At 56.4% G+C, this 14,477-nt stretch carries 14 protein-coding genes; 9 read left to right on the forward strand and 5 right to left on the reverse strand.

What is annotated here, in order from left to right; all coding sequences use genetic code 11:
• Nucleotides 1–97 precede the first annotated feature (97 nt).
• The 6 genes from aspS to ruvB all read left to right on the forward strand — a co-directional run bounded on the left by aspS (nt 98) and on the right by ruvB (nt 5,372).
• Nucleotides 98–1,885 carry an aspartate--tRNA ligase gene (gene aspS / locus F8562_RS17550; protein ID WP_094909338.1) on the forward strand — a complete coding sequence of 596 codons (1,788 nt, stop codon included), beginning with the start codon at nt 98–100 and terminating at the stop codon, nt 1,883–1,885.
• 1 nt (nt 1,886) lies between these two features.
• A complete protein-coding gene (gene nudB / locus F8562_RS17555) occupies nt 1,887–2,330 on the forward strand; it encodes a dihydroneopterin triphosphate diphosphatase (protein WP_004852138.1) in 444 nt (147 codons plus the stop codon).
• Nucleotides 2,331–2,360: 30 nt separating this feature from the next.
• Nucleotides 2,361–3,101, forward strand: coding sequence for a YebC/PmpR family DNA-binding transcriptional regulator (locus F8562_RS17560; RefSeq protein ID WP_004122063.1), 741 nt, complete (start codon nt 2,361–2,363; stop codon nt 3,099–3,101).
• A gap of 37 nt (nt 3,102–3,138) precedes the next feature.
• Nucleotides 3,139–3,660 carry a crossover junction endodeoxyribonuclease RuvC gene (gene ruvC, locus F8562_RS17565; RefSeq protein ID WP_014229855.1) on the forward strand — a complete coding sequence of 174 codons (522 nt, stop codon included), beginning with the start codon at nt 3,139–3,141 and terminating at the stop codon, nt 3,658–3,660.
• Between the two features lie 81 nt (nt 3,661–3,741).
• Complete coding sequence (gene ruvA / locus F8562_RS17570) at nt 3,742–4,353, forward strand: Holliday junction branch migration protein RuvA (protein ID WP_004103390.1); 612 nt, start codon at nt 3,742–3,744, stop codon at nt 4,351–4,353.
• Nucleotides 4,354–4,361: 8 nt separating this feature from the next.
• Nucleotides 4,362–5,372, forward strand: coding sequence for a Holliday junction branch migration DNA helicase RuvB (gene ruvB / locus F8562_RS17575; protein ID WP_014838831.1), 1,011 nt, complete (start codon nt 4,362–4,364; stop codon nt 5,370–5,372).
• Nucleotides 5,373–5,580: 208 nt separating this feature from the next.
• Here the strand turns inward: ruvB and znuB are convergent, their stop codons facing one another.
• Together znuB and znuC are read right to left on the reverse strand one after the other, a co-directional pair.
• A complete protein-coding gene (gene znuB / locus F8562_RS17580; RefSeq protein ID WP_014229854.1) occupies nt 5,581–6,366 on the reverse strand; it encodes a zinc ABC transporter permease subunit ZnuB in 786 nt (261 codons plus the stop codon).
• Complete coding sequence (gene znuC / locus F8562_RS17585) at nt 6,366–7,118, reverse strand: zinc ABC transporter ATP-binding protein ZnuC (protein WP_014838829.1); 753 nt, start codon at nt 7,116–7,118, stop codon at nt 6,366–6,368. The genes znuB and znuC overlap by 1 nt, the downstream gene beginning before the upstream one ends.
• Nucleotides 7,119–7,196: 78 nt before the next feature.
• Between znuC and znuA the strand changes: the two genes are divergently transcribed.
• From znuA to lpxM, 3 genes are all read left to right on the forward strand, one after another.
• Nucleotides 7,197–8,141 (forward strand): zinc ABC transporter substrate-binding protein ZnuA, encoded by a 945-nt coding sequence (znuA, locus tag F8562_RS17590; protein WP_004852123.1) that lies wholly within the window; start codon nt 7,197–7,199, stop codon nt 8,139–8,141.
• Nucleotides 8,142–8,156: 15 nt separating this feature from the next.
• On the forward strand, nt 8,157–9,479 hold the full coding sequence (gene mepM / locus F8562_RS17595; RefSeq protein ID WP_014229851.1) for a murein DD-endopeptidase MepM: 1,323 nt from the start codon (nt 8,157–8,159) through the stop codon (nt 9,477–9,479).
• A 117-nt stretch (nt 9,480–9,596) separates the two neighbouring features.
• On the forward strand, nt 9,597–10,583 hold the full coding sequence (gene lpxM, locus F8562_RS17600; protein ID WP_014838828.1) for a lauroyl-Kdo(2)-lipid IV(A) myristoyltransferase: 987 nt from the start codon (nt 9,597–9,599) through the stop codon (nt 10,581–10,583).
• Between the two features lie 27 nt (nt 10,584–10,610).
• Here lpxM and dcuR read toward each other — a convergent pair whose 3' ends face one another.
• The 3 genes from dcuR to F8562_RS17615 all read right to left on the reverse strand — a co-directional run bounded on the left by dcuR (nt 10,611) and on the right by F8562_RS17615 (nt 14,086).
• Nucleotides 10,611–11,327 (reverse strand): two-component system response regulator DcuR, encoded by a 717-nt coding sequence (dcuR, locus tag F8562_RS17605; RefSeq protein ID WP_014838827.1) that lies wholly within the window; start codon nt 11,325–11,327, stop codon nt 10,611–10,613.
• Between the two features lie 63 nt (nt 11,328–11,390).
• Nucleotides 11,391–13,076, reverse strand: a complete 1,686-nt coding sequence (locus F8562_RS17610) for an NAD-dependent malic enzyme (protein WP_014838826.1) — start codon at nt 13,074–13,076, stop codon at nt 11,391–11,393.
• A gap of 62 nt (nt 13,077–13,138) precedes the next feature.
• Nucleotides 13,139–14,086, reverse strand: a complete 948-nt coding sequence (locus F8562_RS17615; protein WP_032694924.1) for an AEC family transporter — start codon at nt 14,084–14,086, stop codon at nt 13,139–13,141.
• Nucleotides 14,087–14,477: the final 391 nt, after the last annotated feature.

A 14,477-nucleotide genomic window follows, 5' to 3' on the forward strand; every position in this document is an offset into this window, starting at 1 on the left:
GCCTTTTTTCATTCAGTTGTGACATCAGCTAAAGCTGCGACCTCGTCGCCTGCAAGACAGGCAACAATCCGCCTGCGGCTAAGTTAAGGGATATCTCATGCGTACAGAATATTGCGGGCAGCTTCGTCTGTCCCACGTAGGGCAGCAAGTGACTCTGTGTGGTTGGGTCAACCGTCGTCGTGATCTCGGTAGCCTTATCTTTATCGATATGCGTGACCGCGAAGGCATCGTACAGGTGTTTTTCGATCCGGATCGTGCCGACGCATTAAAGCTGGCCTCTGAACTGCGTAATGAGTTCTGCATCCAGGTCACCGGTACCGTGCGCGCGCGTGACGAAAAAAACATCAATAGTGATATGGCCACCGGCGCCATCGAAGTGCTGGCATCGGATCTGACGATTATCAACCGCGCTGAAGCGCTGCCGCTGGACTCCAACCACGTCAATACCGAAGAAGCGCGTCTGAAATATCGCTATCTGGACCTGCGTCGTCCGGAAATGGCGCAGCGCCTGAAGACCCGTGCGAAAATCACCAGCCTGGTGCGCCACTTTATGGATGACCACGGTTTCCTCGACATCGAAACGCCGATGCTGACCAAAGCCACGCCGGAAGGCGCGCGCGACTACCTGGTCCCATCCCGCGTGCATAAAGGGAAATTCTACGCGCTGCCGCAGTCTCCACAGCTGTTCAAGCAGCTGCTGATGATGTCCGGTTTTGACCGCTACTATCAGATCGTTAAATGCTTCCGCGACGAAGACCTGCGTGCCGACCGTCAGCCGGAATTTACCCAGATCGATGTGGAAACCTCCTTCATGACCGCCGGGCAGGTGCGCGAAGTCATGGAAGCGCTGGTGCGTAACCTGTGGCAGGAAGTGAAGGGCGTGGATCTGGGCGATTTCCCGATCATGACCTTCGCCGAAGCCGAGCGCCGCTACGGTTCTGACAAACCAGACCTGCGTAACCCGATGGAGCTGGTGGACGTCGCCGATCTGGTGAAAGCGGTGGAATTCGCCGTCTTCGCCGGCCCGGCTAACGACGCCAAAGGGCGCGTTGCCGCGCTGCGCGTACCGGGCGGCGCTGCGCTGACCCGTAAGCAAATCGACGAATACGGTAAGTTTGTCCAGATCTACGGCGCGAAAGGGCTGGCCTATATTAAAGTAACCGAGCGGGCGAAAGGCCTTGAAGGCATCAACAGCCCGGTGGCTAAATTCCTCAACGCCGACATCGTTGAAGCGATCCTTGAGCGCACCGGCGCGCAGGATGGCGATATGATCTTCTTCGGCGCGGATAACAAAAAAGTGGTCGCCGACGCGCTGGGCGCGCTGCGTCTGAAGCTGGGCAAAGACCTGAATCTGACCGACGAAGACAAATGGGCGCCGCTGTGGGTGATCGACTTCCCGATGTTTGAAGACGACGGCGAAGGCGGCCTGACCGCGATGCACCATCCGTTCACCTCGCCGAAAGACATGTCCGCCGCCGAGCTGAAAGCCGCGCCGGAAGACGCGGTGGCCAACGCCTACGATATGGTCATCAACGGCTATGAAGTGGGCGGCGGTTCCGTGCGTATTCACAGCGGTGAGATGCAGCAGACCGTGTTCGGCATCCTGGGCATTAACGAGCAGGAGCAGCGCGAGAAGTTTGGCTTCCTGCTGGACGCGCTGAAATACGGTACCCCGCCGCACGCGGGCCTGGCTTTTGGCCTCGACCGTTTGACCATGCTGCTGACCGGTACCGATAATATCCGTGACGTTATCGCCTTCCCGAAAACGACCGCAGCCGCTTGCCTGATGACCGAAGCGCCAAGCTTCGCTAACCCGGCATCGCTGAGCGAACTCGGTATTCAGGTGGTGGCGAAAGAGGCAAAAGAGTCTCTGGAGAATAAGTAAGATGTCATTCAAGCTCCCCGTTTCCGTACTGGTGGTGATTTACGCCGAAGATACGAAGCGGGTGCTGATGTTGCAGCGGCGCGACGATCCCGCGTTCTGGCAGTCGGTTACCGGCAGCCTGGAAGAGGGAGAAACCGCGCCGCAGGCTGCCGCGCGTGAAGTTATGGAAGAGGTCGCTATCGATGTTGCCTGCGAGCAGCTGGCTTTGGTTGATTGTCAGCGTACGGTAGAATTCGAGATATTTTCTCATTTACGTCATCGCTATGCGCCGGGCGTTGAGCGCAATACGGAGTTTTGGTTCCGTCTCGCGCTCCCCCATGAACGCCAGATTGTCTTTACGGAACATCTGGACTATCGCTGGGTTGACGCGGCGGAAGCCGCCACGTTGACCAAGTCCTGGAGCAACCGGCAGGCGATTGAAGAATTTGTAATTAACGCCGCCTGAAAGGGCGCGCTTTTTTTTGGAGAGTTTTTTATGGCAGGTCATAGTAAATGGGCCAACACCAAACACCGCAAAGCGGCACAGGATGCCAAGCGCGGTAAGATCTTTACGAAAATTATTCGCGAGCTGGTCACCGCCGCGCGTCTGGGCGGCGGCGATGCGGGCTCTAACCCGCGTCTGCGCGCGGCAATCGACAAAGCGCTGAGCAACAACATGACCCGTGACACCCTGAACCGCGCTATCGCGCGCGGCGTCGGCGGCGATGATGATGCGAACATGGAAACCATCATCTATGAAGGTTACGGTCCTGGCGGCACGGCGGTAATGGTTGAATGTCTGTCCGACAACCGCAACCGTACCGTGGCGGAAGTACGTCATGCCTTCACCAAAACCGGCGGTAACCTGGGGACCGACGGTTCCGTTTCCTACCTGTTCAGCAAAAAAGGCGTTATCTCCTTCGAGAAAGGCGACGAAGATGCGATCATGGAAGCGGCGCTGGAAGCGGGCGCGGAAGACGTTGTGACCTATGACGACGGCGCGATTGACGTTTATACCGCCTGGGAAGAGATGGGCGCGGTACGCGATGCGCTGGAAGCCGCCGGCCTGAAAGCGGACGCCGCTGAAGTCTCGATGATCCCGTCAACCAAAGCGGACATGGACGCGGAAACTGCGCCGAAACTGCTGCGTCTGATCGATATGCTGGAAGATTGCGACGACGTGCAGGAAGTTTATCATAACGGCGAGATCTCTGATGAGGTCGCCGCAACGCTCTAATGTTGCCGACCGTTAAACCACTAACCGGAGGCGCGTGATGGCCATTATTCTCGGCATTGACCCGGGGTCGCGCGTCACTGGTTATGGCGTCATCCGCCAGGTTGGACGCCAGCTGAGCTACCTGGGCAGCGGCTGTATTCGCACGAAAGTGGATGATTTACCGTCTCGCCTGAAGCTTATCTATGCGGGCGTGACGGAAATTATCACCCAGTTCCAGCCGGACTACTTCGCCATCGAACAAGTGTTTATGGCAAAGAACGCCGACTCGGCGCTGAAGCTCGGCCAGGCGCGCGGCGTGGCGATTGTCGCGGCGACGAATCAGGACCTACCGGTCTTTGAGTACGCCGCCAGGCAGGTAAAGCAGACCGTTGTCGGCATCGGCAGCGCGGAAAAGAGCCAGGTGCAGCACATGGTGCGCACGTTGCTTAAGCTGCCGGCTAACCCGCAGGCGGATGCGGCAGATGCTTTAGCCATCGCCATCACCCATTGCCACGTCAGCCAGAACGCAGCTCAGATCGGCGAAAGCCGCCTGAACCTGGCGCGCGGACGCTTACGATAACCTGAAATCAGGCTGGATATCTATCCAGCCTTTTTTTATGATACCGCATTAGACTTTCGGCCCTTAATCCAGGAGCTCCATGTGATAGGCAGACTCAGAGGCATCATTCTCGAAAAACAACCCCCGCTGGTTTTACTTGAAACGGGAGGCGTAGGCTATGAGGTTCATCTGCCGATGACCTGCTTCTATGAGCTGCCGGACGTGGGTAAAGAGGCGATCATTTTCACCCACTTTATCGTCCGTGAAGATGCACAGCTGCTGTATGGCTTTAATAACAAGCAGGAGCGCACGCTGTTTAAAGAGCTGATTAAAACCAACGGCGTCGGTCCGAAGCTGGCGCTGGCGATCCTTTCCGGCATGTCGGCGCAGCAGTTTGTCAATGCCGTTGAGCGCGAGGAGCTGGCGGCGCTGGTGAAGCTGCCGGGTATCGGCAAGAAAACCGCGGAACGCCTGATTGTCGAGATGAAAGACCGCTTCAAAGGGCTACACGGCGATCTGTTCACTCCGGCAGCGGATCTGGTCCTGACGTCGCCGGCTGGCCCGTCTGACGATGACGCTGAACAGGAAGCGGTTGCCGCGCTGGTGGCGCTGGGCTATAAACCTCAGGAGGCCAGCCGGATGGTCAGCAAAATCGTACGCCCGGATGCCAACAGTGAAACGCTAATTCGCGAAGCGCTCCGCGCCGCGTTGTGAGGTAAGGGATGATTGAAGCAGACAGGCTGGTATCGGCGGACAGCAGCGGTTTTGAAGAGGCGGCCGATCGCGCCATTCGCCCTAAATTACTGCAAGAGTACGTGGGCCAGCCGCACGTCCGTTCGCAAATGGAGATCTTTATCCAGGCGGCGAAGCTGCGCCGCGACGCGCTCGATCACCTGCTGATTTTTGGCCCGCCGGGGCTCGGGAAAACCACCCTGGCAAACATCGTCGCTAACGAGATGGGCGTTAACCTGCGCACCACCTCCGGCCCGGTGCTGGAGAAGGCGGGCGATCTGGCGGCGATGCTGACCAATCTTGAGCCCCACGACGTTCTGTTTATCGACGAGATCCACCGCCTGTCGCCGGTGGTCGAAGAAGTCCTGTATCCGGCAATGGAAGATTATCAGCTGGATATCATGATTGGCGAAGGGCCTGCGGCGCGTTCAATCAAAATCGATCTGCCGCCGTTTACCCTGATTGGCGCGACGACTCGCGCCGGCTCGCTGACATCACCGCTGCGCGACCGTTTTGGCATCGTTCAGCGCCTGGAGTTCTACCAGATCCCGGACCTGCAGCATATTGTCAGCCGCAGCGCCCGCTATATGGGACTGGAGATGAGCGAAGAGGGGGCTCTGGAGGTCGCGCGCCGCGCGCGCGGTACGCCGCGAATCGCCAACCGCCTGCTGCGCAGGGTGCGTGACTTTGCCGAGGTTCGCTACGACGGGCGTATTTCTGAGGAGATTGCCGCTCAGGCGCTGGATATGCTCAACGTGGATGCCGAAGGATTTGACTATATGGACCGTAAGCTGCTGCTGGCGGTCATCGATAAATTCTTTGGCGGGCCGGTCGGCCTGGATAACCTGGCGGCGGCCATCGGTGAAGAGCGGGAAACCATTGAAGATGTGCTGGAGCCGTATCTGATCCAGCAGGGCTTTTTACAGCGTACGCCGCGCGGGCGAATGGCGACGGTACGGGCCTGGACCCACTTCGGCATTACGCCGCCGGAAATGCCGTAATCGTTGTCCGGCTATAAAACGGCAGACCGCAGGGGCCAGTAGCCCGGCTAAGCGGAGCGCAAGCCGGGGAAATAGCTGAAGCGGTATTGCGGTTTGATGTCCCGGCTTGCGGCGTGAAGGCCTTAGCCGGGCTACAACGTCTGCAGACGGCCGTGAGCCCATAGCCGTCAGCCGAGTTTTGATGGCGGCTGACGCGGGCGCATAAGCGTCAGGCCGCCGGTTTCTTGCTCATGCTGAAGATAAACAGCAGCGCGGCGCACAGCACCACGGAAGGCCCCGCCGGCGTGTCGTAGAACGCCGAGAAGGTCAATCCTCCGGTCACCGCAATCATTCCCACGCCAACCGCCACTCCTGCCATTTGCTCCGGCGTACGGGCAAAGCGGCGGGCCGTGGCGGCGGGAATAATCAGCAGCGACGTGATAATCAGCGCCCCGACAAACTTCATCGCCACGCCGATGGTCAGCGCGGTCACCAGCATCAATAGCAGCTTGACCCGCTGAAGCTTAACGCCATCAACAAACGCCAGATCCGGGCTAATGGTCATCGACAGCAGGTTGCGCCATTGCCAGAGCAGGATCGCCAGCACGATAACCACGCCAATCGCAATGGAGATCAAATCTTCCGGCGTCACCGCCAGCAGATCGCCGAACAGATAGGCCATCAGATCGACGCGCACGTTCGACATCAGGCTGACCACCACCAGGCCCAGAGACAGCGCGCTGTGCGCCATGATGCCGAGTAGCGTGTCTACCGCCAGGTGGGGGCGTTTCTCCAGCCACACCAGGCCGCCCGCCAGCAGCAGCGTCACCGCGATGACCGCATAGAACGGATTGACGTTGAGCAGTAAACCAAAAGCCACGCCGAGCAGAGAGGCGTGGGCCAGGGTATCACCGAAGTAAGACATCCGGCGCCAGACGACGAACGATCCCAGCGGACCCGCCGCACAGGCGAGCATCATTCCGGCCAGCCAGCCGGGGAGCAGTAGTTCAATCATTAACGGTCATTTCCCCGACGCAGTACAATCCGCCCCTGCAGGTCGTGGCGGTGGTTATGATGATGGCGATAGATCCCTAGCTGTTCCGCGCCGCGCTGGCCGAACATCGAGATAAATTCCGGGTGCATAGAGACCACTTCCGGCGCGCCGGAGCAGCAAATATGCTGATTCAGGCACAGCACTTCGTCGGTTTTGGCCATCACCAGATGCAGGTCATGAGAAACCATCAGTACGGCGCAATCAAGCTCCTGGCGCAGCTGGTTAATCAGATCGTAAAGCGCCACCTGGCCGTTGACGTCAACGCCCTGCGTCGGCTCGTCGAGCACCAGCAGCTGCGGCTGATTGAGCAGCGCCCGTGCCAGCAGTACCCGCTGGGTCTCTCCGCCGGAAAGCTTCTGCATAGGGGCGTCGATCAGATGCCCGGCCTGCACGCGCTTAAGCGCTGGCAGAATGTCGCGTTTGTGCGTTCCCGGACGTAAAAGCATAAAGCGGCTGACGGTCAGCGGCAGGGTAGCATCAAGGTGCAGCTTTTGCGGCACATAGCCGATCCGCAGATGCCCGTCGCGTTTGATAATCCCTTCCGAGGGTGCTACCAGCCCCAGAACCACTCTCACGAGGGTCGATTTACCGGCGCCGTTCGGCCCCAGTAAGGTTAAAATTTTGCCCGGCTTTAGCGTTAGCGAAATGTCAGACAGCACGCGCCTTAGGCCATAAACGACCGCGACGTTTTCCAGAGTTACAAGATTTGTCATATCAAATTAGAGGTTGCACAAGCCAGTGAATGTTATAATATCACATCTCTCTCATTCTATACGATGATTAGACGCATTATGTTACATAAAAATACGCTTCTTTGCGCTGGACTTAGCGCCGCTTTTTTGTTCGCCCATGCGCCGTTGGCCAGCGCCGCGGTTGTCACTTCCCTTAAGCCACTGGGCTTTATCGCTTCCGCTATCGCGGATGGGGTGACACAGACGCAGGTACTGCTGCCGGACGGGGCCTCTGAGCATGACTATTCGCTGCGGCCATCGGATGCAAAACGCTTACAGAACGCAGACTTAGTGGTCTGGATTGGTCCAGAGATGGAGGCGTTTATGGATAAGTCAACGCAAAGCATTGCGCCGAACAAAAAGGTGACGATTGCCGAGCTTGACGGCGTGAAACCGTTACTCATGAAAGGCACCGACGACGACGACGACCATCACGGTCACGACCATGGCGCCGGGGAAAATAGTGACGACGATCACCATCACGGCATCTATAACATGCATCTGTGGCTTTCCCCAGAGATAGCGCGCCTTTCGGCGGTTGCAATCCACGATAAATTATTGGAACTTATGCCGCAGAGTCGAGCCAAACTTGACGCCAACCTGAAGGATTTTGAGGCAAAATTAGCCGCAACCGACAAGCAGGTTGGGACCGAGCTGGCACCGCTGAAAGGGAAGGGATATTTCGTTTTTCATGACGCTTACGGCTACTTTGAAAAACATTACGGTTTGACCCCTCTGGGCCATTTTACTGTCAACCCTGAAATCCAGCCTGGTGCGCAGCGTTTACACGAAATCAGAACACAGCTGGTTGAGCAAAAAGCAACTTGCGTTTTTGCTGAGCCACAGTTCAGGCCAGCGGTCATCGAAGCTGTTGCCAGGGGAACGTCCGTGCGCATGGGAACCCTGGATCCACTTGGAATCGGAATTAAGCTGGGTAAAGAGAGTTACCCGCAATTCCTGAGCCAGATGGCGAATCAGTATTCCAGCTGCCTGAAAGGAGAATAACGAGGAAGTGAATACGTGCAACAGATAGCCCGCGCTGTCACTCAGGCATTTAACAATCTGCCACGACCTCACCGCGTTATGCTGGGGTCGCTTAGCGTTCTTACCTTAGCGGTCGCCGTCTGGCGACCCTACATCTACCACCATCCCGAAACGGCTCCCATCTCCAGAACCATCGAGCTGGAACAAAGCGAAATTCGTTCGCTGCTGCCAGAGGCTTCGGAACCCATCGATCAGGCGCCTCAGGAAGAAGAAGCTATCCCTCAGGACGAGCTGGATGATAAAGCGGACAGCGATTCCGGCGGCCATGAATATGTGGTGTCGACCGGCGATACGCTCAGCAGCATTCTTAATCAGTACGGTATTGATATGGGCGATATCGCCCGGCTCTCCTCGGCGGATAAAGAGCTGCGTAATTTGAAAATCGGCCAACAGCTCTCCTGGACCCTGACGGCGGACGGTGACCTGCAAAGCCTGACCTGGGAGATGTCGCGCCGCGAAACCCGCACCTATGACCGGGTTGCAAACGGTTTCAAAATGAGCAGCGAGCTGCAAAAAGGCGACTGGGTCAATAACGTACTGAAAGGTACCGTGGGCGGCAGCTTTGTCGCCAGCGCTCGCGATGCCGGCCTGACCAGCACCGAAATTAGCGCGGTGATCAAAGCCATGCAGTGGCAGATGGACTTCCGTAAGCTGAAAAAAGGCGATGAGTTTTCCGTACTGATGTCGCGTGAAATGCTCGACGGTAAGCGCGAGCAAAGCCAGCTGCTTGGCGTACGCCTGCGTTCGGATGGCAAAGACTATTACGCGATCCGCGCTGAGGATGGCAAATTCTACGATCGCAACGGTACCGGCCTGGCGAAGGGGTTCCTGCGCTTCCCGACCGCACGTCAGTTCCGCGTCTCTTCGAACTTTAACCCGCGTCGTCTGAACCCGGTGACCGGCCGCGTCGCGCCGCATCGTGGCGTCGATTTTGCGATGCCGCAGGGCACGCCGGTGCTGTCGGTAGGGGATGGCGAAGTGGTGGTGGCTAAACGTAGCGGTGCGGCAGGTTATTACGTCGCCGTCCGTCATGGTCGCACCTATACCACCCGCTATATGCACCTGCGTAAGCTGCTGGTCAAACCCGGGCAGAAGGTGAAACGCGGCGATCGTATTGCGCTGTCGGGCAACACCGGGCGTTCTACCGGTCCGCATCTGCATTATGAAGTGTGGATCAACCAGCAGGCGGTCAACCCGCTAACGGCGAAACTGCCGCGTACGGAAGGGCTCAGCGGTTCCGACCGTACCGATTATCTGGCGCAGGCAAAACAGGTGATTCCGCAGCTGCGGTTTGACTAACCTTCCGTCAGTTAAAGCCGGTGCACGCTGTGCGCCGGCTTTTTCTTTTGTACGTTACTCAACGTATCGCTAAACTAACCCATTATCTTTATTAAGCGGAAATTCTGCGGATTGGGCATGGAAACGAAAAAAAATAATATTGAATTTATTCCAAAATTTGAAAAATCCTTTTTACTGCCGCGCTACTGGGGCGCGTGGTTCGGCGTTTTTGCCTTCGGCGCAATTGCCCTGACGCCCGCGTCTTTCCGCGATCCGATCCTGGGTAAACTGGGGCGTTTTGTTGGTCGTCTGGCAAAGAGTTCGCGCCGCCGGGCGCAAATTAACCTGCTGTACTGTTTCCCGGAAAAGAGTGAGCAGGAACGAGAAGCCATTATTGATGCAATGTATGCCTCCGCGCCGCAGGCGATGGTGATGATGGCGGAGTTAGGCCTGCGCGACCCGCAGCGGATTCTTTCTCGCGTCGACTGGCAGGGCAAAGAGATCATCGAGGAGATGCAGAGAAACAACGAGAAAGTGATCTTTCTGGTTCCCCATGCCTGGGGCGTGGATATTCCGGCGATGCTGATGGCTTCCGGCGGGCAAAAAATGGCGGCGATGTTCCATAATCAGGGCAATCCGGTATTTGATTACGTCTGGAATACCGTGCGCCGTCGTTTCGGCGGTCGTATGCACGCGCGCAACGACGGGATCAAACCGTTTATTCAGTCGGTGCGTCAGGGATACTGGGGCTACTATCTGCCGGATCAGGATCACGGCGCCGAGCACAGCGAGTTTGTTGATTTCTTTGCCACCTATAAAGCGACGCTCCCGGCGATCGGCCGTTTAATGAAAGTCTGCCGCGCCCGGGTCGTCCCGCTGTTCCCGGTCTATGATGGTAAAACGCATCGTCTGACGGTGCTGGTGCGCCCGCCGATGGACGATCTGCTGGAAGCGGACGATAACACTATCGCCCGGCGGATGAACGAAGAGGTGGAAGTGTTCGTGAAGCCGCATACCGAGCAGTACACCTGGATCCTCAAGCTGCTGAAAACGCGCAAGCCGGGTGAAATCGAGCCCTACAAGCGTAAAGAGCTGTACCCCAAGAAAAAGCCGCATCAGGGGTGAACATCGCAGCCAATGGCCTCACCGGGTTCATTGGCCGTATTGTTTGAGTAGCGTCAAATGTTCGGCAACGAGCCGGTAACGATATTCCGGACGACCGGTGATGCCGTAATGGTTGGTGGTGTAGAGGATATTTATCTGCTCCAGCCAAATCAGATATTTGCGGCATGAGACCCGGGATATCTGCAGCGCCGCGGCCAGTTCATTGGTCGAAAAGTCACGCTCCTGCCAGGCGTCAATCCACTGGCACACCAGACGAAGCGTCTGCGGCGTAAGTCCTTTCGGCAAGCGGCGTGCGCTTTCCTGCTGCTGAACCCCGCTGCGCAGCAGGCTGTCCACATCGGCCTGGGCGTAGCTGGATTTCGCATTCTTCAGATCGCGCTTTTTACGCCATGACAACAGCGCCTCCTCAAAGCGCGGAAACTGAAACGGTTTAATCAGGTAATCGACCACGCCATAATGCAGCGCCGTCTGAACCGTGCACCTATCGGCAGCGGAGGTAATCATAATGACATCAATATTTCGCGCATCGGCGCGTAGCGCGGGCAGCAGATCCAGCCCGTTCTCTTGCTGCATGTAGACATCCAGCAGCACCAGATCGACCTGCGCCAAATGGCTAAGCATCTCCCTGGCTTCGCGGACCGTGGGGGCCACGCCGCAGCAGTGGAAATCCGCCACCCGGCTGAGAAACAGCCGGTTCAGCTCGGCCACCATGGAATCATCATCGACAATCAGCACATTAATCATGCGGGGTTTCCCGGTGCGGCGGGAAGCCGGCGCGCTTCCCGTAATATGTGTCTGGGATGGCGATCAAAATGGCGATCGTTTATACGCGGTGTAGCGCGCTCGCCAGAACATTTTATCGATATTCGCGGCCAGCTGAGCCTCGTCAATCTGCGGCGCGACGCCATCCTGCTGAGCCGCGCGTGCGACCTCTGCGGCAATTGCCCGGGAAATCATCTCAATCTCGTCGACCGGCGGCAGTAATCCGCCGGCGTCGCGGGTGGCCAAAGGCGAGTGGGCGGCCAGGGTTTTACTGCAGGCGATAAGCATCCCTTCGGTCACGCGCGCCGCTTTGCTGGCCAGAATCCCTAGCCCCAGACCGGGGAAAACATAGGCATTGTTGCACTGTGCGATATCGTAGGTCTTACCGTCATAGAATACGGGCGCGAACGGGCTGCCGGTGGCAATTAGCGCATTCCCCCGGGTCCATTCCAGCAGATCCTTCGGCTGGGCTTCGGCGCGGGAGGTCGGGTTGGACAGCGGCATAATAATCGGACGCGGGCAGTGCCGGTGCATCTCTTTGATAATCTCTTCGCTGAACAGTCCCGGCTGGCCGGATACGCCAATCAGTACGGTGGGATGGACGTTGCGTACAACATCCATCAGTGACAGGTGGGCCGCATCGGTATCCCAGCGGGTAAGATTTTTCCGCGGCGTGACGTGGCCCTGCTGGAAATCCAGCAAATCCGGCATCTCATCGGTCAACAGGCCAGGGCGGTCGACCATAAAGATGCGATTGCGCGCTTCCTGCTCTGAGAGCCCGTCATCAACCATCAGCGCAATGATTTTTTCCGCTATCCCGCATCCGGCCGATCCGCTGCCGAGAAACACCACGCGCTGATCGCGGATCCGCGTACCGGCGGCAGCGGCGGCAGCGATCAGCGTGCCTGAGGTCACGGCTGCCGTGCCCTGAATATCATCGTTGAAACAGCACAGCTGGTGACGATAGCGGTTAAGAAGCCGGGTGGCGTTTTTTTGCGCAAAATCTTCGAACTGTAGTAGCACATTGGGCCAGCGCTGCGTGATGGCATGGACAAACATGTCCATAAATTCCATGTACTGCTCGTCGCTTATACGCGGATGACGCCAGCCCATATACAGCGGGTCCTCAAGATGCTGGGCGTTGTTGGTGCCCACGTCCAGCATAATGGGGAGCGTTGATGCCGGGTGTATACCCCCGCAGGCGGTATATAACGAGAGTTTACCAATCGGGATCCCCATGCCGCCAATCCCCTGGTCGCCGAGGCCAAGAATGCGCTCGCCGTCGGTCACCACAATAACGTTGATATCATTGCGGGAAAAGCCCTGCAGCATCTCATCAATGTTGTGACGGTTAGGCCATGAAATAAACAGACCGCGTCCCCGGCGATAAATTTCAGAGAAGTGTTCACATGCCTCACCTACCGTTGGGGTATAGATGATTGGCAGCGTTTCTTTCATATGGCTGCGCAGCAGATTATAGAATAGGGTCTCGTTAGTATCCTGAATATTTCGCAGGTAGATATGGCGCGAAATATCCCGTTTAAACTGGCAAAACTGCCCCCACGCGCGTGCGGTTTGCTCTTCAATCGTTTCGACATTATGCGGCAGCAGACCCTGAAGATTAAACGCGGTCCGTTCACCTTCAGTAAACGCGAGACCTTTATTTAATAACGGGTTTTCCAGCAGCACGGCGCCGTTATAGGGCGTATATAAGGTTTCTGTGGCTAACATTTGATGACTCCTGAATATCATAATAAATAATTGCCGGAATTCTTCGGGCTTTATTTCAGTGATTAAGAGATTAAATAAATCATGAATCCTTCAGTGACGACGCCCACTGCGGTACCGAGCAAAATAGAGGAAGAGGCGGGCTCGATATAGGTATCGCTGCGCAGGGCAAACATCCCTGCCGCAATGGCGGAAGGCGTCGCGCCGATGATAATGACCTGCTGCATCAGGCTATGGCTGAGCCCGAAGGCGAGGCCGGCTACGGCCATCATGGCCGGCTGGAGCAGATTCTTGATGCTGATATTGGTACAGGTTTGAATATTGACCGTAGGACGTTCGCCGTAAAATAGCAGCCCAAGGGCGAACAGGGAGAGGCCGCCCGCCACTTTTCCCACCATCTCAATGGGCATGCTCAGCATGTGCGGCAGCTGTACTCCGGCAAGGCTGAGCAGTACCCCGGAAATCGGTATCCAGACAATCGGGTTTCGGACGGCTTTAAACAGGTTTTGCAGGATAAGCCGCAGCGGATTAGGCTGTTCCGCGTCAGCGCGGCCGCGCTTGTCACCCATGCGAATCAGGATGATGGTCAGGGGGATCATCAATACGCTGGTCACCAGGTTACCGATAAGCACGCCGAGAAAACCCTCCGGACCAATCAGCACCGCAAGCACGGGAGCGCCAAAGTAGGCCATGTCGGGGAACGCGCACACCAGGGACTGAATCGCGCTGGTTTTAATATCATGACGAAAAACATAGCGTGAGATCAGGAGCGTGAGGATATATGACCCCATCAGACCGATGACTAACACCGCCATAAAGGTGAAGTTTTTTATCTTATCGGGATGAGTATTCAGTGCGCCGATAAAAAGATGGAAGGGAAGCGCGAAACGAATGACCACCGTGGCCAGTACGGACGCATCCTCGCGGCGGGTATAGCCCAGCTTACCGCTTAGCCATCCGAGCAGCATGATAAACACCAGGGGAAAAAGGGATTCTAAGAGCAGTGAAGGCATAAGATGTCCTGAAAATATATTATCGGCTACGTTGTGTTTTTTTAATCTAGCGATCCCATAATATTTAAAAGGTGATAGTCATCACAGTCGCTGGGGTTTAAATAATTTCGCCTTAAATACTTTACTTACAAATAGAGAAAAAAGGACAGAATCATCACTTTATCTCTCTGTTATTCAACTATACCGATGCCGGTAACTTTAGTTTCCGGATAATAAATTAAATTACTTAAAATAAATATTATGCTTTAGTCACAAAGCACGACAGTAAAACCTGGATTTTATTTTTAATGTTAACGTCCTGTGTTAACGTTTTTTTGTTTCATTGGTATTTTGCCTGGCACTTTTTTATTTATTTGATTGCGCGCTTTTTATATTGCGTCGATACCCTACG

The sequence above is a fragment of the Klebsiella sp. RCJ4 genome (assembly GCF_009025755.1).
Classification (GTDB): domain Bacteria; phylum Pseudomonadota; class Gammaproteobacteria; order Enterobacterales; family Enterobacteriaceae; genus Klebsiella; species Klebsiella michiganensis.